14 protein-coding genes are annotated in these 20,541 nt (G+C 39.5%); 8 read left to right on the top strand and 6 right to left on the bottom strand.

What is annotated here, in order from left to right; all coding sequences use genetic code 11:
- The first annotated feature begins 11 nt into the window (after positions 1-11).
- From AL038_RS02995 to AL038_RS18730, 5 genes are all read left to right on the top strand, one after another.
- Positions 12-1,184 (top strand): DUF4384 domain-containing protein, encoded by a 1,173-nt coding sequence (locus AL038_RS02995; RefSeq protein ID WP_062148818.1) that lies wholly within the window; start codon positions 12-14, stop codon positions 1,182-1,184.
- Between the two features lie 16 nt (positions 1,185-1,200).
- On the top strand, positions 1,201-1,899 hold the full coding sequence (locus AL038_RS03000; protein WP_062148821.1) for a DUF4384 domain-containing protein: 699 nt from the start codon (positions 1,201-1,203) through the stop codon (positions 1,897-1,899).
- Positions 1,900-1,992: 93 nt separating this feature from the next.
- Positions 1,993-2,541 (top strand): OmpA family protein, encoded by a 549-nt coding sequence (locus AL038_RS03005; protein ID WP_062148824.1) that lies wholly within the window; start codon positions 1,993-1,995, stop codon positions 2,539-2,541.
- Between the two features lie 30 nt (positions 2,542-2,571).
- Positions 2,572-4,173: an SUMF1/EgtB/PvdO family nonheme iron enzyme gene (locus tag AL038_RS03010; protein ID WP_062148827.1), complete on the top strand. Its 1,602-nt coding sequence runs from the start codon at positions 2,572-2,574 to the stop codon at positions 4,171-4,173.
- 710 nt (positions 4,174-4,883) lie between these two features.
- Complete coding sequence (locus AL038_RS18730; protein WP_062148830.1) at positions 4,884-7,088, top strand: methyl-accepting chemotaxis protein; 2,205 nt, start codon at positions 4,884-4,886, stop codon at positions 7,086-7,088.
- A gap of 43 nt (positions 7,089-7,131) precedes the next feature.
- Here AL038_RS18730 and AL038_RS03020 read toward each other — a convergent pair whose 3' ends face one another.
- The gene (locus AL038_RS03020; RefSeq protein WP_062148833.1) at positions 7,132-7,530 is read right to left on the bottom strand and encodes a CAP domain-containing protein; all 399 of its coding nucleotides are present in this window, start codon (positions 7,528-7,530) and stop codon (positions 7,132-7,134) included.
- Positions 7,531-7,810: 280 nt separating this feature from the next.
- Between AL038_RS03020 and AL038_RS03025 the strand changes: the two genes are divergently transcribed.
- Positions 7,811-10,744 (top strand): TIR and AAA domain-containing protein, encoded by a 2,934-nt coding sequence (locus AL038_RS03025; protein WP_062148835.1) that lies wholly within the window; start codon positions 7,811-7,813, stop codon positions 10,742-10,744.
- 163 nt (positions 10,745-10,907) lie between these two features.
- On the opposite strand, the gene AL038_RS03030 is transcribed toward AL038_RS03025, so the two are convergent.
- A complete protein-coding gene (locus tag AL038_RS03030) occupies positions 10,908-11,942 on the bottom strand; it encodes a hypothetical protein (protein WP_062148837.1) in 1,035 nt (344 codons plus the stop codon).
- Positions 11,943-12,166: 224 nt separating this feature from the next.
- A complete protein-coding gene (locus AL038_RS03035; protein ID WP_062148840.1) occupies positions 12,167-15,643 on the bottom strand; it encodes a PAS domain S-box protein in 3,477 nt (1,158 codons plus the stop codon).
- A 206-nt stretch (positions 15,644-15,849) separates the two neighbouring features.
- On the opposite strand from AL038_RS03035, the gene AL038_RS03040 reads away from it, so the two are divergent.
- Complete coding sequence (locus tag AL038_RS03040) at positions 15,850-16,425, top strand: hypothetical protein (RefSeq protein WP_062148843.1); 576 nt, start codon at positions 15,850-15,852, stop codon at positions 16,423-16,425.
- A 97-nt stretch (positions 16,426-16,522) separates the two neighbouring features.
- Here the strand turns inward: AL038_RS03040 and ffh are convergent, their stop codons facing one another.
- Positions 16,523-17,884 (bottom strand): signal recognition particle protein, encoded by a 1,362-nt coding sequence (gene ffh, locus AL038_RS03045; RefSeq protein WP_062148846.1) that lies wholly within the window; start codon positions 17,882-17,884, stop codon positions 16,523-16,525.
- A 124-nt stretch (positions 17,885-18,008) separates the two neighbouring features.
- Positions 18,009-18,695: an HAD family hydrolase gene (locus AL038_RS03050; RefSeq protein WP_062148849.1), complete on the bottom strand. Its 687-nt coding sequence runs from the start codon at positions 18,693-18,695 to the stop codon at positions 18,009-18,011.
- Between the two features lie 191 nt (positions 18,696-18,886).
- Between AL038_RS03050 and AL038_RS03055 the strand changes: the two genes are divergently transcribed.
- The gene (locus AL038_RS03055) at positions 18,887-19,804 is read left to right on the top strand and encodes a MerR family transcriptional regulator (protein ID WP_101539112.1); all 918 of its coding nucleotides are present in this window, start codon (positions 18,887-18,889) and stop codon (positions 19,802-19,804) included.
- Here AL038_RS03055 and AL038_RS03060 read toward each other — a convergent pair.
- Positions 19,788-20,525 (bottom strand): glycerophosphoryl diester phosphodiesterase, encoded by a 738-nt coding sequence (locus AL038_RS03060; protein ID WP_062148855.1) that lies wholly within the window; start codon positions 20,523-20,525, stop codon positions 19,788-19,790. The genes AL038_RS03055 and AL038_RS03060 overlap by 17 nt on opposite strands.
- Between the last annotated feature and the right edge of the window lie 16 nt (positions 20,526-20,541).

Raw genomic sequence — 20,541 nt, forward strand, 5'->3', positions numbered from 1 at the left:
GATAGACCATTATGAAAGAATTTAGCGTATGGATTCCAATGGTTGAACAGCAACAAGTTGAATTAGTTGAGGCAATTATAACTGCTCATGAAGTAGAAGCTTCAATTTGGCTTACTACGCATCCGAGCACGTGTAATCGAAAATCTGAGATTGGACAATTGTTAATAGGCGTGCGTGCTGTTGAAGGTGGGCAACAAGCACATCAGTCTATTACTCCAAGGTTCGAAAACAGAACAGTCGTTACAGGCAATAGTTGGCAATTAGCCATTGCAATAGCCGATAAAATGGTACGTTTAAACGCTAAAGCAGCATATTTTATTGTCGCAACTGGTGCTGTAGATTCACATGATTTAATGGTATTAGAGGTGGGAGATTTTTCGAAAAAACTTGCTTTTTTAGCAGATTATGCACAAAAGAATAAGCCTAGAAATCCTGTATTTGTTTATCCTACTGCGAATAAAGAAGATTTTACTGACAGTGATAAAGAAGCACTCACAACGCTAAAACAGAAAGGTTGGCAAATTCACGGTATTTCTAACTTAAGTGATGTTCAATTTTTGTGGGAACAGAAAAAAGCTACCACAAGCTCAATAGGTTGGCAAAAACAATCTTTAATCGTTACTTCAGTGCTTTTATTAGTAAGTGCTTTATTGGTTTGGTATAAGCAATGCTATTTTGTTAATTGTTCTATTCCTCCACCTGTTCCTCCATCTGATTCTCCATTTAAGCCTATTCCACGGGTTTTCAATTTTAACTTTACATATCGTAAAAGTGCTGACGAACACACCACTGAATATACATTAAATTCAGGGGAAATTTTGAATGAAAGTGATGAGATTAAATTGCATTTCTTTTCATTAGAACAAGGTTATTTATATTTATACTATTTGGATAGTAAAGGAAATTTAACCGAATTTTTTACGAAGTCAGAACAGTTTAATTTAATAGAAAGTGGGAAAAATCTCGTTTTACCTGCTGAGAATCACTCTTTTGTTGTTGATGATACACATGGTACTGAAAAATTTTATTTAATTTTTTCTAAGCAGTTGGATATAGATATTTATCCACTTTTTCAACAATCGCAACTATTTGTAAAGCAAGGGAGGGTCAAAGACGGATTGTTGCTTCAACAGCAAGTTATTAGCAAGTTGGAAAAATACAATATTTTGACTTTTTATCATTGATGTTGGGAGAAAGGCAGTGAAAATACTGAAAAAGCTTGTTTATATTGCGTTATTAGGGGTTAGTGTTCACTTACAGGCAAGTGATGAAAGAAAGGGACTGGACATCCGAGAGGATGCTAGACTTTCTATGAAGTTTGATCAAACAGTCCATAGTAACGCTAATGGTAACGGGGTGATGACTTCTGATGATGTGGTTGTTGGTTATAAGTACAGTAATGAAAACGGTACAGGTAAACAATTTGTATTGCGAGATCAGAGCAACTTACGGTCAGGAGATAAGTTTACAGTTTATGTACAGGCTAACAAGAACGTTTTTGTCTATTTGTATCATTCGGATAGCCATGGTGAGACTAATGAATTAATATCCATGTCTGGTTATAAGAACTACCTGCAAGCAGGTCAAACATTGACATTGCCCGCTGAAAATAAACATTTTTTCTTAGACGACAAAACGGGTCAGGAGATGATTAATACTGTTGTGTCTTCGTCTGCGCTGTCTTTAACGCAAGGCTCTGATAACAGCCCAATTACAAACGATAAAATTAATGCGTTAGTACCTAAAGGGATTATAATCGGTAATGATAACAATATTGCTGCTGGTAATGGTGTTATTACTCAGAAAAAAACCTCTGTTGCAGAAGGTTATACCGTGCAATGTCAAGCCTTAGACAGTGCTTGTCGAGATACTTTTGTGATTAATCACTTACCCCGTTAAGTGTTTAATTTTTTTCCATTTTGAAGATGAATAAATCTTTTTTTATTCATCTTTTTTTATGTTTTTTCTAATAGCCATTAAGGAGATATGCAGATGAATTTTTTTAGATTTATTTTATTCAGCAGTTTCTTAATGATACACAGTGTAAAAGCAGCAGAATTGCAAAATGGGGTCTGTTTTCCTAAAACAACAGAGGAAATTTTACAGTTGTTACAACAAGGTGTGTGTGCAGGCTTTGAATCGAATGATGGTTGGGAGGCTAAGGGATTTGGCGATGTTTCAAAGGGTATTCATATTGCTCACGATAAAGTAGCGGTATTGTTTGAGTTTGATTCTAGTGATTTATCACCTGACTTTTATGCGTTGTTGGATGAGTTTGGGAAAGCTATTCAAGTTTTATCTGATTCAAAATTTATTATTCAAGGACATACGGATAATATCGGTTCAGATAGTTACAATCTGTGGCTATCAGAGCAACGAGCGAATCAGGTATTGTCATATTTAGTTAATAAACAGGGTATTAATAGACGGCGTTTATCGGTGCAGGGTTTGGGTAAATCCCAACCCTTAAAGGGTACTGTAACACATCAATCCGATGAAGAACGTGCTTGGAATCGGCGAGTAGAATTTGTGAAACAATGATTTTAATTCGGTTAATAGGAGGCTAATTGTATGATTCGTTATGGGTTATTGAGTCTATTAATACTAACAAGTCCTATTGTACAAGCAGTTGATAAATATGCTTTAGTCATTGGGATTGGTAATTATTCTGACGGATGGCAATTAACTAACCCTGTTAATGATGCGGAAGATGTCAGTGTTGCATTAAAAAACGTGGGGTTTCGCGTTACAAAATTAGTCGATGTTGATAAACGTCAAATAAACCAAGAGATACAAAACTTTGCCTCATCATTACAAAATGGGGATGTGGCTTTATTTTTCTTTTCAGGGCATGGATTTAGTGGGGAAAATATCGATAGGCGAATGACTAATTTTTTAGTGGGTAGTTTTGATGAATCTGTTAGAACAGAAACAGCATTGCAAGAGAAATCTGTTGATGTGCAGTTTGTAATACGAAGTTTACGAGAGCGTAATCGTGGTGGCATCAATATTGTGGTATTAGATGCTTGCCGTAATATTCCTGAGCGGTTTCGCCGTGAACAAAAAGGTTTTTTTAATGATGGTTTGGTAAGTTTGGGAAAATATGAACGGTTTGTTATTAATTATGCAACACAGCCTTTGCAGGTTGCATTAGGTAATGATAAGAGCCGTAATAGTGCTTATACAAAGTATTTTATTCGTGGCTTACAGAATAATGCATTAATTAATAAGAATATTACGGAGTTTTTTAACGAAGTAGGGTTGCAAATGGTAGAGGAGTTTGGCGAAAAACAAACGCCTGTAGTAGAAGCACCGCCGATACGTTTTTGTTTAGCCAATTGTGAGACATTAACGATTAGTCCTGCACCCGCGATACCTGAGCAATTACCGCAACCATTACCAAAAACAATCACAAACAGTTTAGGCATGGAATTAGTGCTGATACCCGCAGGAAGTTTTATGATGGGTTCTAATGATGGGAGTCCTGATGAAAAGCCTGTGCATAAAGTAAAGATAGATAAGCCATTTTATATGGGGAAATATGAAGTAACGGTGGGGGAATTTAGAACATTTATAGCAGAGAGCGGATATAAAACGGAAGCGGAAAAAGGAGATGGTTGTTATGGATGGACAGGGAGTAGTTGGGAAAAGAAAAAAGAATACAATTGGAAATGGCTAGGATTTAAGCAAGAAGAAAATCATCCCGTAGCATGTGTAAGCTGGAATGATGCAGTAGCTTATACAGAGTGGTTAAGTCAGAAAACGGGAAAAACCTATAGATTACCAACGGAGGCGGAATGGGAATATGCGGCAAGGGGAGGGAGTTTGGGTAAATGGTATTTTGGGGATGACGAAAGTCAACTTGAAAACTATGCGTGGTATGGGGATAATTCGGGTAATCAGACTCATGCAGTAGGGCAAAAACGCTCAAATCAATACGGACTATATGATATGGCAGGGAATGTATGGGAATGGACATGCTCGGATTATACCAGTAATGGATACGATGGGAGTGAGCTAGTTTTATCTAAAAATTCCAATAAAGACAAGACGTTGCGTGGTGGCTCTTGGAGCTACTATTCCGATAACGCCCGCTCTGCTAACCGTGCCGACTACGCACCTACGATTAAGGGCAACTATGTAGGCTTCCGTCTTGTTGTTATTTCCCCCTAGGATTCTTTACCCTTTATGCTTTTAATCTTTTACCCTTTTAATCTTTAAGGATGTTAATCTTTTTTCTAAGTCCCCCTTGCGGGGGATCGCGATATTTTTTGTTTTTTTGCCGAATAAACACAGCCCAATTACAAATTATTAACGCTAGTTCGGCGAGTGGCGAAAACCTTTTAGAATTTTTCAACTAAAAAAATGTAGGGTGGAATAGCGAAGCGTATTCCACCATACGATTTATAATCTGTTTTTGCTCAGTTTTTGCAGAATTTCAAGGTGGAATACGCTTCGCTATTCCACCCTACAACATTCAAGCTATTGTCTTTTTAAAAGAAACTCGCCGTACTCGCGTTATTAGCATTTTTTCGCCTAATAATTTGGCAATTTTCCCCAACTCCCCGCCAGACCTAACAGGCTTTTAAAGTGGGTTCTGAGTGTCGTAATCAGCTAAACAAGTGGGTGGTTTTAAGCGCATTATACGAAAACTCATTGATTATGAATGATTGTATTATTTCTTGTTGGTTAGCACTTCAAAACAGCCTTCTTTCCTACATAAATGAACGATAGAAAGATTATAATAGTCGGGGTAATTTCTCGCTATAACTCAACCATAAGATGGTAAATATAGGTAGAGAATTTGCTTTTTTGTAGAAAAATCGTTTTTTTATAAAAAATATGTTTTTTGTACATACTTTTATCTTCTAGGAATTGTTTTCATGTTTACGACAATTAAGGTAAGCACCCGTTTGTGGTTTGGATTTGGTGCGATGATTCTTTTTATGTTGATGGTAGGTATTTCTGCCATTCTTCAATTGCAGGTTGTTTCTGGTTTAACAACCAAGCTATATAACCATCCTTACACCGTCTCTAAGTCCATTTTAGAAATTCATACCGAAATTTGGCGTATTCGTAATAATATGAAAGATATTACTATTGCAGGGGAGGATGCCGAAAAAATAAAACAGCTAATTGACGATAATACCGCTATTGATAGTAATGTATTAACATTATTAGATATTTTAGATGACCGTTATTTGGGTGAGCAGTCTGATATTGCAGCATTACGGACAGAATTTATTGATTGGGTAAAATTACGGGAAAAAATCTATTTATTACCCCCAGCAGAAAGAGTATTGGCGATACGAGAGGGGGATGGCGCACATAGCTTTTCAGTTATGCTAGAAAATGTTAAAAAAATTATTACTTTTGCCAGTAATAAAGCAGTCAATTTTTTGGAAAATGCTAATCATGAAGCAAACCAAGTATCTATTTGGGTTTTAGTTGTCATGTGTAGTGTTACGTTGGTAGGGTTTTGGACGGCATTTAGCATTGCTCGTTCTATTACTATTCCACTACATCAAGCAGTACAGGCAATAGAAGCTATTACGCGTGGTAAATTGGATAATGTCATTAAAATTCATCAATTTGATGAAATTGGTAAGTTATTACAAGCTTTTAGTATTATGCAGACACAACTGCGTGAACGCATACAAAAAGATAAGTTAATCATGGAGGAGGCGTTGCGGATTAAGCAAGCCGTTGATAGTAGTACAACGAGCGTTTTAATCATGGATAGCCAGTTTACAATTATTTATCTCAATAAATCTGCGCATAATTTATTTAAGCAGATGGAAACCTGTTGTCATCAAGAATTGGTGCAGTTGCGGGCTGATACGTTGTTAAATCAATCGATTGATGTTTTATATAAGAGTCCGCAACAACAGCGCGATTTATTTACTGTATTGACAACTAGTCAACGGGCAAAATTTAATTTAGAAACTTTGCATATTGAATATATTGTTACGCCTGTTTTTAATGAACAAGGTGAGCGAATAGGTTATGTACAGGAGTTTTTTGACCGAACTGTAGAAGTCGCAACTGAAAAGGAAATTAACAGTGTTATTCAATCCGCTTCTTGTGGGGATTTTGAGCAGCGCGTGGATTTAAAAAATAAACTTGGCTTTTTTAATACGTTTAGTGCTGGGGTTAATGTCATTATGGACTATAACCAATTGGCTGTTAAAGATTTAATGCGCATTTTTTCTGCTTTGGCAAAAGGGGATTTAAGCCAAACGGTAGAAAATGATTATTTGGGTGCATTGGATACGTTAAAAAATGATATTAATTCAACAGTTATAAAAATAACAGCGGTTATGCGTCTGATTCAAGAATCCGCTGATATGGTTAATACCGCTTCTGAAGAAATTATGTTAGGTAATACCAGTTTAAGCCAGCGTACAGAGGAACAGGCCGCCGCTTTAGAAGAAACAGCCGCTAGTATGGAGGAGATGACCAGTACAGTGCAGCAAAATGCGGATAATGCCCGTCAGGCAATACAGTTAGCGATTACTGCACAAGAGCGCGCAAATGCGGGTGGAACGGTGGTTAATCAAGCTGTGCAGGCTATGGGACAAATTAGTAGTAGTAGTAGGCAGGTTTCTGATATTATTGGCGTTATTGATGAAATTGCTTTTCAGACTAATTTGTTAGCATTGAATGCCGCCGTTGAGGCAGCACGGGCGGGCGAGCAAGGACGTGGATTTGCGGTTGTTGCAAGTGAGGTGAGGCATTTAGCACAACGCAGTGCGAGTGCGGCAAAAGAAATTAAGAATTTAATCCGCGATAGTGTGCAAAAAGTTGAGGATGGAACGCGCTTGGTAAATCAGTCTGGGCTGATGTTGGAAGAAATCGTGCTTGCTGTAAAGAAAGTTAATGATATTATTGCAGAAATATCTGCCGCTAGTCAGGAGCAATCCGCAGGTATTCATCAGGTGAACAAAGCGGTTAGCCAAATGGATGAGATGACGCAACAAAATGCGGCATTAGTCGAAGAATCCGCAGCCGCCAGTGAATCCATGCGTTCACAGGCACAAAAATTGAAAGAATATGTCAGTTTCTTTTCGCTAGGGAAAAATAGTTAATGTCATGCGTAAAATCAATGTGCATGGCTGTTGCGCATTGATTTTAGAATAACGGAGAAGCAAACACTTGAACCCAATAATGTTTATAACTGCTATTTTCACAATAAGCATAGCCAAAACCTGTTACGGTGAATTCTGGTTTTAAAATATTGGCGCGATGTCCTGTACTGCTCATCCAGCCATTCATCATAGCGATGGGTTCATTGATGCCTGCTGAGATATTTTCCCCCGCAAACCGATATTCATAACCCTGTGCTTTTAATCTATCGCCAGATGCCCAGCCGTGCAAATCAATGTGGTCAACATAGTTGTGTTGTGCCATTTCTTCTGCGTGTTTTTGCGCACTGTTCATTAGAATGGGGTGACATTCTACTGCGGCAAGCCCTGCATTATGGCGTGCGGTATTGGTTAAAATTAATAGTGTGTTGATTGTAGCGTACATTTAAGAATCCTCTTGAAAAAGAAAGGGGAAAGCGGTGGATATTTATCGAAGTAGAAAGGAACATGCTAGAATAAAAAATAATCGTCTAGCCAATTTAATAACACAATAACTGGGCTAACGCTCAATGCCACTAAGTTAAACACGATAATGAGCGAGAAGAACTTCATTTATGTTATTTCTATTTTAAATGAAGCGTATTTACCTTAATGACATCGGGGCTAACTCATAAGTGAATGACGTTTAATACAGGAAATTAACCCACACCACTGGAAGACCACCAATGGCTACAGACCTAAAATTATTAATATGTTACGCCCATCAAGACGCGACGTTTAAAGATACCCTGCTAGCCCATTTACAGGATTTACGTCAACAAAAAGCGGTAACGGTGTGGGAAGATACTGCTTTGCACGAAGGGCAGTTACGTATCAGTGTCTTAGAAGCAGAATTGCAACAGGCAGGGGTGATTTTATTATTAGTGAGTCCTGATTTTATGCAATCACGGTTTGTTGCTATGCCTGCGTTATTGCGTCTTTTTAGGCAATTAAGCCTTGCAGGTAAGCGCGTTGTTCCTTTGATTTTGAGTGCGACAAATTGGGGTGTTTTGGATTTCTGTAAAACGCAAGCCTTGCCGAAAGGCGATATTCCACTGGAACGGGTGTTATATCCCGCAGAGGAATGGCAAGCCATTGTAAAACGGATTAGTCGTTGGTGTGCTGAACAATTGTCTGCACCTAATGAGGTATCCATTGCGGTTGATTTACAACATTTGCCCGCAACCAACACACCGCTGGTGGGTCGTCGTCAAGCCTCAAAAGACTTAACGAATGCTTTTGATAATAAAAACACGTTTATTATTAGTATTACTGCCCCTGCTGGCGTGGGTAAATCAGCGTTAGTGAATGCGTGGTTAGAAAAAATTGCTCCTCATTATCTGGGAGCATCGCATGTGTTTGGCTGGTCTTTTTATGGTCAGTCTGATGAACAACCGAGTGTTTCGTCGAGTTTATTTTTAACCCATGCTTTGCGATTTTTTGGACATACGGGGGAGTTGCCATTAACAGATGATGCAAAAGCGCAACGCTTAGCTATCTTACTCCGTGAAAAACCAATGATTTTAGTTTTGGACGGCGTGGAAGCCTTACAATACTCGCCACTGGTGCGTAAGGGCGCGTGTGCTGATTTGGGGCTAAAAACCTTTTTGCAAATCTTAAAAACCCAGCACTTGGGTGCGCAACATTTAGTCGTTCTCACATCACGCCAAAAAATCATTGAGCTGACCGATATTGAGCATAAAGGCTATGATAATTTAACCTTAGATAATTTAAATGCGGGCGAAAGCGCGAATTTATTGAAATTATTAGGTATTAAAGGTTCGCCTTGGCAATTAATTCCTGTCACAAAAACATATAGTGGTCATGCACTTGCCTTGATATTGTTGGGTAACTTATGTGTAGATGTTTATGCAGGAGATGTTACACAACATGCCCGATTGCCTGCTCTATCCGTTGCAGAAGAGCAGGGTGGGCAAGCTTTGCGGGTGATACGGTTTTATGATGAAAAATTTTGGACTGTCAACGCCCCTGAACGGGTTTTTTTGCAGTTATTGAGTTTATTAGACCGTCCGTTGACACTGGCGGAAAGAACGTTGTTGTTACAGAATACGCAATTGGCTAAACCCGTGCGCAAACTCAGTGAGTTAGAATGGGCGGGGGTCATTTTTCATCTGAATAAATTGGGGTTGGTACAAACCCATCCGCAACAAAATCCCGAAGCATGGGACACTCATGCCTTAGTACGTCATTATTTTCGTGAGCAATTACGTACTCAGCAGGCAGAATTATGGCAAGAAGCGCATCATGTATTGTTCGAGCATTTACAAACATTACCCCCATCTAATCAACCAGATACATTAATTTCTTTAGAACCCTTATATAGAGCCGTTACACATGGCTGTTTGGCGGGGGAATATGAGGCGGCATTGCGTTTATATCGAGAGCGCATTTTACGAGGCGACCAGTATTATAGTACTCAGCAATTGGGGGCATTTTCGGCGGATTTAGCGGTCATTGCGAACTTTTTTGAAGCCAGTAATTGGGCAAAACCCATCACCAATCTTTCTATTGCTGATCAAAGTTGGCTGTTGGCGCAGGCTGCCTTTTATATGATGGCGTTAGGACAATTAGAAGAAGGATTGATGCCGTTAAAAGGCGCGGCGATGTTGTGTAAAGCGCGACAGGATTGGAAAAATGCGGCTAAAGCGCATAATAATCGCGCTGATTTATTGTTGACATTAGGTCGTTTGAGTGAGGCTGAAGAGGTTGCACAGGCGGCCATTGAGTTAGCGGAAACCAGCCAGCATAATTTTACCCGTTTGTTATGTCATGCAAAATTTGGGAATTTATTGCATCAATTAGGCGAGTTAGATTACAGCCACGCGGCGTTTGAGTTAGCCGAAATGTTGCAAGTTGAAGACCAGCCTAGTGATGGACAATTGTATTCACTTATTGGTTCTCAATATTGTGATTTATTGCTTGATACAGCACAAAATGCTGTGGAACACGGGACAATTTTATTACGTGCGCAGAAGTCTTTAGCCATTGCAGAAGAACAATTAGGCTTGGTAAGTATTGCGTTTGGACGGTTGACATTAGGTAAAGTATTTAATGTATTAGAGCGTTATGAGGAAAGTTTACTTGCCTTGAATGCGGCATTACAACAGTTGCGTCAAGCAGAAGTATTTTTATACATTCCTGAGGCGTTGTTAGCTAGAGCAGTGACTTATCAACGGCTTAATCATTGGGATAGTGCTAAACGGGATGTAGAGGAAGTGTTAGACATTGCTAAACGCAGTAATATGTCTTTGTATGAAGTTAAAGCTAGCTTATTGTTAGCTAATTTGTTATTGGATAAGTATGCATTGCAACAACCGACGGGTAATTATTTTGTGACGCGCTTGGTTGGGCAAGGCGTGGGCGATAATACGCTAACGCAAGCAGAAGAATTATATCGGCAAACATCGCGTTTAGTATATGAAATGAATTATCGATTGCGGTTAGCCGAGCTTTCATTGCTGGGCGCGCGCCTCGCTCATTATACTCATGCGACAGATAGCGCAATACATCATTTGGAAGTTGCACAGTCACGTATCGTTGCGATAGAGCAATGGGGGCTGTTAGGACAATGGGAACGGGTACGCTTGGAAATAGGCTAGGGGATGTTTACAAGCTAAATCTGTCGTTGTTTGAATCAGAATTTATTGCGTTTTTAGCATTAAAAAGTATTATTTTTGCAAGTGTCCCTCTCTATCCCCCGTAAATGGGGGATGTTTTGCTTTGTGGAGAGGGTGACTTGCTGTTGTGGTTTGTCTAGCCTGTTTAACGAGGACGTAAATCTAAGTTTTTCATTAAAAAGGCATCTAATGAGCTGTTAAATTCGGCAGATTTTTCAGGGTAATAATCGAATAATTCTGCTGTTCCTGTTGTACCCGCTTCTTGTAGAGTAATCCCAACTTTATACGGTTTCCCCTCGCTTTCAGGGCGTTCCGCAGCTATGATAACTTCTAAATTTTCATAGACTTTCGCCCCTGCCATAACTTCTGCTTGTTCAGAAACAGCCGACCGTTCAACACGCAATTTAGAGCTTTGAATGGTATTGCGCACCATTTCGCTGATGGTATTGAGCTGGTCTTGTACGAGGACAGAACCTTGTATTTTGATATTAATCGTTTTTACAGAGGGGCTGGCGTTTTGCAGTTGCACTTCGTTCTTACCTGATACTGTGCCTGCGGGAGTATCGGTATAAACAACGGTGGGCGGTGGTGTTGCAGGCATAGATGGCATAACGGGTGCTTTAGTGGATGGTGCTACGGGTTCAGGCGTAGGCATCATGGGTTCAGGCATTCCTGAGCTGTCTAGCGGGGTTAAATTGAGATTTTTAACCAAGTAGGCTTTAATGGCTTCTTTAAACGGCATTGGATTATTGTTGTCATAATCAAATGCTTGTGGTTTGTCTGTTGTGCCTGCTTCTTGTAAGGTGATATCCACTTTGTAAGGCATACCATCTGATTCGGGACGTGTCATTTCTATCAGAATTTCTAGGTTCTCATAGACTTTACTCCCTGAAACAACAGCACTTTCTCCAGAAACAGGAACGCGCACGACATTAATTTTACTGTGACGGATAATATCCCTTACCATTTGTTGTACAGCATTGAGTTGGGATTCAACTAATACTGAACCACGTGTTTGAATGGTAAAGTTTTTTACCGCAGGGGTCATGTTTTGTAATTGGATTTCATGTTGGGGAGAGACAAAGCCCGTTGGTGTATCAGCCCAGCCTGTTGATATGGAAAACCCCGCGACCAGTGTGGTAACAGTAACAAGTAGAGGATGTCTTCTGTGGTGTTGCATTATCAATTTCCTTATTGTTGTTGGTTAAAATAAAGGGGGGTGCCAAACCGATAGGGATGAAAAACCCTTTGTGATTATACGCGGGTTAAATTCAGCCATTATTCTCAAATAATGTTGGCATTACCAAATAAGTGGTTTTGTAACCGTATATTATTTCGGATAATATAGGCAATCTTATAAAAATCAAGTCTTTTAGTCTGTTTAATGGGGCTTGCACTTCATGATTAGTTTTTCTCTGCTAACCATTCGATAATTTCATCTAGTTGAAATTCTTTCACTAATCCTGTTACTTTTTCTATAAAAGCATGTAATGAGGGTTGATTTTCTAATTCGGTTAAATAGGTTTGAATTCCGCCTACATCACCGAGCATTGCTAGTTCATTTAAACGCTTGATTTGTTCTGGCGTGGGTAATGTTATTTCTTGCGATACGCTTGCCTGTGTAGTTTCTGTGGCGTTTTCTACTTCATAGCACCATGTGATATGTAGTAATATTTCTAATAAATTAAAAAGTTCTGTTGCATGAATGGGTTTAGGAATAAATCCATCACATCCCGCATCATAGTAGTGTTGTTGGTCTTGTTCAAAAACACTGGCAGAAACAACAATAACAGGGATATGGTGTAGCGCAGGGTGGGTTTTAAACTGTTTAATAATGTCTAGCCCATTTTGTTGTGGTAAAACAGCTTCCATCAGGACAATATCGGGTAAAACGGCTAATGCGAGTTTTAGCCCTGCATCACCATTGTTTGCTTCGTGTGTTTCAAACCCAAGTGGTTTTAGCAGATTACTAATCACTGAGCAGTTTTCCCATTTGTCATCAATAATGAGTACCTGTTTAGGGGTAGGGTTAAAGCTCGTAATACGATAGCTGTCATCTTTCGGTTTTATAAAAAGTCCCGCAGATGTGCTGATGGTTAGTGGCATTTTAATAATAAAACAACTGCCTTTGGTGATTTCGCTTTCTACACTTAATGTTCCCCCCATCATTTCAACCAGTTTTTTGGTGATGGCTAAGCCTAATCCTGTTCCCTCACCGCGAAATTTATCTTCACCAACTTGTTGGAAAGGATTAAATATTTTATCGATATCTTCGGTTTTAATCCCAACGCCTGTGTCTTTAATAATAAAGTGCATTTGTCCTGTACTGGCTCGCGCGACAATCAGGTTGACTTCTCCTGCTTCGGTAAATTTAATGGCATTGCCAATGATGTTGATTAATATCTGTCGCAACCGTTTTTCATCGCAGTGAATGACATTGGGCAGGGTGGAAATTGTCGAGAAGGTAAATGCAATGCCTTTTTGTGCGGCTCGCATTTTGAACAAATCAGTAATGCCTTCTAAGAAACTGCCAAATGGAATATCGGTTTCGTACAATTCAACACGGTTGGCTTCTATTTTTGATAAGTCCAAGACATCGTTAATTAACGTGAGTAGGTAATCACCTGAGCGTTGGATGATGTTAATTCCATCTAGTTGTTGAGAACTTAGGGTTTTATCGCGTTGTAGAATTTGGGCGTAGCCTAAAATACCATTTAAAGGGGTGCGTAATTCGTGGCTCATATTGGCTAAAAATATACTTTTTGCTTTATTTGCCATTTCTGCATGTTCTTTTGCCCGTTTTAATTCGGCTTCTATTTGTTTGCGTCCACTAATATCACGGGCGATTGTACCAACACCAATGAGTTCGCGATTATCATCTAATAGGGGCATTATTACTTGTGAAACAGGGAGCAAGGTTTCATCCGCTTGTTGAAAACAATGTTCTCCTGACCAAATCCCTTGTTCAATCGCTATTGGAATGTATTCCTCCATTAACGGTTTTACCAAGGTTGCAGGGATATAATTATCCAGTGTAATTTCTTTAGGGTTACAACCTGTACGACCAATCATGCGCAAACCAGCGGGATTAATATATTGAATATTGCCGTATAAATCACTGTAACTGATAAAATCGCTGGTGTTATCCGCTAAGGCTTTAAAACTTGAAATAACAGCGAGTTTTTCTTTTAACAATTCTTCTGTGTGCTTGCGCTCGGTGATGTTTTCTAACATGCCAACGGCAAAATGTGGATTGCCTTTGTTGTCTTTAATCATAGAAACTGTCACGGTTGCCCAGATGATGTGACCTTGTTTGTGAATAAACCGTTTTTCAAGTTGATATGTGTCAACCTTACCTCCAATCATCGCTTGATATTGTGCGACTGATTTGTCTATATCGGGCGGATAAGTGACTTCGGTTAATGTCATACGGAATAGTTCGTTACGGTCATAGCCTAGTAATTTTTCAAATGCAGGATTACAATCAAAAAATCGTCCTTTTGGGTCAACAAAATCAATGGCTAACGCGGAGTATTCTAGGACGGAACGTAAGAGTGATTCACTTTCACGCAGCTCTTGATTCATGAGTTCTACACTTTCGCGGGCTTGCTCTGCGGCGTTGGTTGCAAGGGTTAATGCGCGCGTTCTGTCTATAACCCGTTGTTCTAGTTCTGCTTGTGAAAGTTCTAGCTTTTTTTGAGTTGTTTCCCGTTCTAAAATTTCGGAACGGAGTTTGTGTAGCATTTTTTGTAAACTACACCGCATTTGTTCAAATATCTGTGAAAACTCGCCTAATTCTTGGTAAGAATCTTCCTCAATTCGATGTTCTAAATCGCCCGAGCCGAGCCGTGCAATGGCTTGGGAAATGGCTTTTAATTGTTGGATAGGGGCTTTGGTTAAATAATTTAGGATAAAAAAGAATGAAATGGAAATAATGATAATGGCAAAAATACCAAAACATATTAAATACCATTGTGTTACTGCGAAATTTTGATGAAGTGTGGTGAAGTTGTGTAAAACAAAGACACCACCCACTTGTTGTTGGGATGCGTCATAAATGGGAAAAATGCCTTTGATATACACATTGCCATTATCTAGGGTTTGCATACCTAAAACATGGGGTTTGTTTGGAATGTTGGTAACACTCCGTTGTATATCTGATAAGTCGGGGTCTTTAATAGTGCTGTCTATGAGTAAAATATTCGGGTCGTCAGCCCAATTATTTCGCTGATTTTTATTTTTTTGCAAGGCTTGCCATGCTTGCTCATCAATAAATTGTTTATACACAAATAGACCATATTCATCACCAATTTGGTTTTTCATGGCTGTTAAAAAATGGTCAATTTCTTCGCCCAGTTCTAAATAACCTACTAGGGTTTTATCAATGTAATAAGGGTGTACGACACGCAACGCAAACGCGGTTTTACCCAATTCTATGCCAATCCCAAAATCTTTAGTGAGTACTGATTGACGATAAGTCGGTCGTTGCACGGTATCGCCATATAAATCAGGATTGTGCATTCTTAAAAAAACGGTTTTAAAGGCTTCTGGTAAATGAAAATACCAATGGGTAATACGATAACGATTTTTTAATTGTTCAAATAAGGGCAGTGCTATTTTGTATAAGGCATCACGATTTTGTTGTGTAAATGCTGCTTGCCATTGTGGATTATCTAATAGACTTAGTAGGGTAGAGGATAATTTCTCTATATCATCTTTTTCTAAATTTTGAAAAGTAAGGGATGCGTTTTGAATAGTACGTTCGGCAATAATATCTATGGTTTGATAGTAGGAGCGACTCAGGAGTAATAGTGAAGCCGAGATGCTAATGGCAACACAAACAACTGCAACAATGGTCAATTTAAATTTGAGAGACCTCATGAAATGTTCCCTTATAATATTAAGTGCTGAAAATATCGTGAATGTTGATTCAGAGTCTTTTTACTCAAATGCCTTAACTTTGCTTATTTGGTGCTTAAGATAATCCTGAACACGCTCCTACCTTAGTTTCATATACTCACGCTTTGTTCTTATTTAGTGCCTATATTGTTATAGTAAAACCCTTTTTCTAACGCAACCGCCCATAAATGATGATGACTCTACGCTCGTTTTATCGCTTTTTCTATGTTTTACTTGGTTTATCTTATGGTCTTTGTGCAAATGCAGAAGAGGTTACACGTCATTATTTGAGTGATGATCCACTTCGCTGTGAGGTTTTGCGCTTTGCGTGTCCTGAGCAACAGCAACCTTTTTTTAATGCACAAGGATGTGGGTGTGAATTGGCACAAGCGGCATTAAAAACCGCACCACCTTATTACAGTACAGATGCGCTTAAGTGTTCCACGCTTGAGTTTACGTGTCGAGAGGGATTTTACCCATTTTTTGATCAGCAAGGCTGTGGTTGTCAGCGGGTGAATGCAACAGATTGTGCAGAAATGACAACGGGAATATTAACAACATTAGCGACACGGACAGCAGACGAGCATTATTTGCAAACCGCGTTAAAACCACGTCGCCGTTATTTATTTAATACAGTTGCTGCTTGCCAAACAGCAACTTTTCAGTGTGAAACAGGATATTATCCTTTTTTTGACGCGCAGGGATGCGGTTGTCAAACGGTGCCAACTTGTCCAAAAATAACAGAGAATACCGTGCCAAAATAATCAGAATTGAGCCGATTTTTTCATCCTGCATTGTTTTAGCACTGCCGATAGTTTAGCCAACAGTAGGGATAATGGACTTTTCCCTACTATTGGGTTTTTAGAACTGCATACCGGGGGGTAATTTCCCTTTTAGACCTTTTAACATTCCCATCATGCCACCTTTTTTTGTAATGCTTTTCATCATTTTTTGCATTTGGGTAAATTGTTTTAGCAGGCGATTGACATCTTGCACTTGTGTTCCTGAACCTCTGGCAATGCGGTCTTTACGCGAGCCTTTTACCAATAAGGGAAAACGCCGTTCTTGAGAGGTCATGGAGTTAATAATAGCTTCCATTTTAATGAATTCTTTATCATTCACCTGACTTTTAACATTAACGGGGATTTGTCCCATTCCCGGTAATTTATCCATCATGCTGGCGATACCGCCCATATTGCGCATTTGTACTAGTTGGTCGCGGAAGTCTTCTAAGTCAAAGCCTTTTCCACCTTTTTTTAGTTTACCTACCAGTTTTTCAGCTTGTTCTTTGTCAACATTGCGTTCCACTTCTTCAATTAGGCTTAAAACATCGCCTTGTCCGATAATACGCGAGGCAATACGGTCAGGATAGAAGGGTTCAAGGGCGGCCGTTTTTTCTCCCGCGCCGATAAATTTAATGGGTTTGCCTGTGATATAACGGACGGATAATGCGGCACCACCGCGCGCGTCTCCGTCGGTTTTTGTCAACACAACACCTGTGAGGGGGAGCGCGTCATTAAAGGCTTTTGCGGTATTTGCCGCGTCTTGCCCTGTCATGCTGTCCACCACAAATAGGGTTTCGGTGGGTTTGACGGCGGCGTGTAATTCTTTAATTTCCTTCATCATTTGTTCATCGACATGCAAGCGTCCTGCGGTGTCGATGAGTAAGGCTTCAATCCCTAATTTTCGGGCTTGAACAATGGCGGCTTGGGCGATTTCTACAGGTTTTTGGGTGGTATCGCTGGGAAAAAAGGTTGCGCCAACTTCGCTAGCTAAGCGTTCTAATTGTTGAATTGCCGCAGGGCGATAAATATCGCAGCTAACGACCATGACTTTTTTCTTTTGGCGTTCAATTAACCAGCGGGCTAGTTTGGCAACGGTGGTTGTTTTCCCTGAGCCTTGTAAACCTGCCATTAGGATAACGACGGGTGGCACGGCATTAAAGTTTAATTCTTCACTGTCGCCCATGAGTGCGATTAATTCATCACGCACGACACGAATCAGGGCTTGTCCGGGGGTTAAACTGCCAATAACTTCTTGTCCAATTGCGCGCGTTTGCACTCGTTCAATAAAGGCTTTTGCAACGGGTAGCGCAACGTCAGCTTCTAAAAAAGCCATACGAACTTCACGTAAAGATTCTTTAATATTTTTCTCGGTTAAGCGTCCTTGACCTTGTAGGTTCTTAAGGGTTTTTCCTAACCGTTCTGTTAAATTATCAAACATATATCATGACCTTAATTTGTGAAAACTTATTTAAGTGTTAATTATGTGCTTTTATCTATTTTTTTCAAAGATAGGGATAGTTTAACCGCTATTGATGTGGCGTTATAGATATCGCTGTTCGCGCTTATTCCCACTCGATTAACAGGCGTTCTAATTCGACTAAATTGCTAATAATGGCATGGGGGTGATATTTACCTGAGGGTGATTTGTATGAGCGATTAATCCATACTGCTTTCATACCGATGGCTAACGCGCCCGCAATGTCGCATTCTTCATCATCGCCTACATGGATAACTTCTTCAGGGGAAGCATTAGCCCGTTGACAAGCGGCTTCAAATAGCGCGGGATGTGGTTTAGCTGCGTTAACATCGCTTGCCATCAGGGAAAAATTCATAATGTCCCCTAAGCCAACGCGGTGAATATCTGCGCTACCATTGGTTAATGTGCCGAGAATATACCGTCCTTGTAGTCGTTTTAGAACGGGTAGAACGTCTTTGTAAAAGGTTACTTGATGGCGTGCTGTTTGGAAAACTTCAAACGCTATTTCTGCCATTTCTGCTTGATAACCTACTTCGACAGCCGCTTGTGCAAGTCCTAATTTTCTTAAGAGTCCTAGGTTATAGTGTAAATCAGGTTGCGTTTCTAATAGTTTTTGTCGTCGTTTGGCGAGTTCATTAATACTGAATTGTTTGGGAATGTGCGGATAATGTTGGCGTAACCAAGCAAACAGTGACTTTTCAGCCCGTTTTATAACAGGGTCAATAGGCCACAAAGTGTCGTCTAAATCAAAGCAAATGGCGCGTATAGGCATAAGAGCGGTTTTTTACAAACGAATGAATGATGATGATAGGAGCTTATGAAGGGAATGCAAGTTTTTTTCGTGGTGAAAATAAGCAATAGCTTGAGAAAGTAACATTATATTAATATTTTATTTTGTGGATTCATTTGTAATAAATGAGAACTATCTAGTTTTTTAATAGTAAGATTTATATAAGATTTTTCATGATGACAACAGATAGCTTAACGATTGATCAGTATCGCTACCCCATCCGAACTGTAGCTAGTTTAACAGGGGTTAATCCAATCACGTTGCGCGCATGGGAACGGCGTTATGGGTTAATGACACCTTATCGAACAGCGAAAGGGCATAGGCTTTATTCGCAACAGGATATTGATTTAATTTGTCGGGTGGTCGATTTACTTGAGGCAGGTATCCCGATTAGTCAAGTTAAACAGGCTTTATGCCAACGGTCAGCGCAAGGAACTGAGGTAAAAGCAGAAAATATGTGGGGATGTTATTTACAACACATGTTAGTTGCCATTAGTCGTTTAGATGAAGCCTGTTTAGAGGCGACTTATAATGAAGTATTGTCTTTATACTCTATTGATGTATTTACGAATAAGTTAATTTTGCCGTTATTACAACTCTTGGGTAAGCGTTGGGAAAATACGGAGGGTAGTGTTGCTGAGGAGCATTTTTTTTCAGTTTATTTACGGAATAAATTAGGTGCGCGTTTTCATCATCATTCAGGGATGAGTAATGGTTTTCGTTTATTATGTGCTTGTGTTTCTGGTGAATATCATGAATTCGGATTATTATTTTTTGCCCTAGCGGCTAATGCGCAGGGGTATGAAACGGTGGTATTAGGGGCAAATATCCCTTTGCAAGAATTACCCTTAGCAACTAAACGTTCTCATAGCCATGCGATTGTATTATCTAGTAGAGTTTCTTCTTTAGCCTCTGTTTTAACAGCAGAATTACCGCAATTGGTAAAAAATGTTAATGTTCCTGTCTGGATAGGGGGGCAAGGTTCAAGTGTTTATCATGATGAGATTATGCAAGCAGGTGCAATTCCTTTAGGGGAGGATATTTGTCAAGGATTGAAATGTATTCATCAACAATTTACAACAGTTCGTTAATAAGTAATTGTGGATAATCCGAAAAAACGGCATCAACTCCCCAAGCAAATAATTGTCTGGCTTGTTGTGGTTGATTAACTGTAAATGTTAATACTTGATAACCCGCTGTTTTTACTGCTTGTACTTGTGATGCGGTGAGTGTTGTGTAATCGCAATGTAGGCTAATGCAACGTAATTCTTGTAATAAAGATTGCCAATGCGGGGGAATTTTTTCAGTTAAAAAGCCGCGTGGAATATTGGGTAGTTGGTCACGCGCAATCGCTAAACAGCGTGGACTAAAACTAGATATTAATAAGGGTAAACGATGTATATCAATCTGTTGTAAAGCAGTTACAACGGCTTGTGCGGTTACTTGTTCTAATCCTTGTAAAGGTTTTATTTCTAAATTTAACCCCATATTCAACTGGATTAATAATTCTACCGTGTTCGTTAAGGTTGCAATCTGTTCTCCTGCAAACTGGGGTGCAAACCAAGCCCCTGCATCTAATTGACGTAAAACCGTATAAGGTTGGTCTATCAATCGTCCAGTTCCATTGCTACAACGTTCTAACGTATCGTCATGAAAAATAATCGGTGTGTGACAAGCAGCAAGCATTACATCAATTTCTACCCAACGCGCGCCATATTCTGCCGCCAAACGCAACGCGCTATGGGTATTTTCAGGCGCATTAGCTGATGCACCGCGATGTGCAATAATTTTTGGTAAAACAATTTGTTGCATTATGTCATTTTCCTTT

Origin of the sequence: Beggiatoa leptomitoformis (assembly GCF_001305575.3) — a bacterium.
GTDB lineage: Bacteria > Pseudomonadota > Gammaproteobacteria > Beggiatoales > Beggiatoaceae > Beggiatoa > Beggiatoa leptomitoformis.

Excerpts from the sequence above, each read along its gene's own strand:
- AL038_RS03030 (WP_062148837.1), bottom strand. The coding sequence starts at position 11,942 with ATGCAACACCACAGAAGACATCCTCTACTTGTTACTGTTACCACACTG.
- AL038_RS03005 (WP_062148824.1), top strand. The coding sequence starts at position 1,993 with ATGAATTTTTTTAGATTTATTTTATTCAGCAGTTTCTTAATGATACAC.
- AL038_RS18730 (WP_062148830.1), top strand. The coding sequence starts at position 4,884 with ATGTTTACGACAATTAAGGTAAGCACCCGTTTGTGGTTTGGATTTGGT.
- AL038_RS03025 (WP_062148835.1), top strand. The coding sequence starts at position 7,811 with ATGGCTACAGACCTAAAATTATTAATATGTTACGCCCATCAAGACGCG.
- ffh (WP_062148846.1), bottom strand. The coding sequence starts at position 17,884 with ATGTTTGATAATTTAACAGAACGGTTAGGAAAAACCCTTAAGAACCTA.
- AL038_RS03055 (WP_101539112.1), top strand. The coding sequence starts at position 18,887 with ATGATGACAACAGATAGCTTAACGATTGATCAGTATCGCTACCCCATC.
- AL038_RS03050 (WP_062148849.1), bottom strand. The coding sequence starts at position 18,695 with ATGCCTATACGCGCCATTTGCTTTGATTTAGACGACACTTTGTGGCCT.
- AL038_RS02995 (WP_062148818.1), top strand. The coding sequence starts at position 12 with ATGAAAGAATTTAGCGTATGGATTCCAATGGTTGAACAGCAACAAGTT.
- AL038_RS03040 (WP_062148843.1), top strand. The coding sequence starts at position 15,850 with ATGATGATGACTCTACGCTCGTTTTATCGCTTTTTCTATGTTTTACTT.
- AL038_RS03010 (WP_062148827.1), top strand. The coding sequence starts at position 2,572 with ATGATTCGTTATGGGTTATTGAGTCTATTAATACTAACAAGTCCTATT.
- AL038_RS03060 (WP_062148855.1), bottom strand. The coding sequence starts at position 20,525 with ATGCAACAAATTGTTTTACCAAAAATTATTGCACATCGCGGTGCATCA.
- AL038_RS03035 (WP_062148840.1), bottom strand. The coding sequence starts at position 15,643 with ATGAGGTCTCTCAAATTTAAATTGACCATTGTTGCAGTTGTTTGTGTT.
- AL038_RS03020 (WP_062148833.1), bottom strand. The coding sequence starts at position 7,530 with ATGTACGCTACAATCAACACACTATTAATTTTAACCAATACCGCACGC.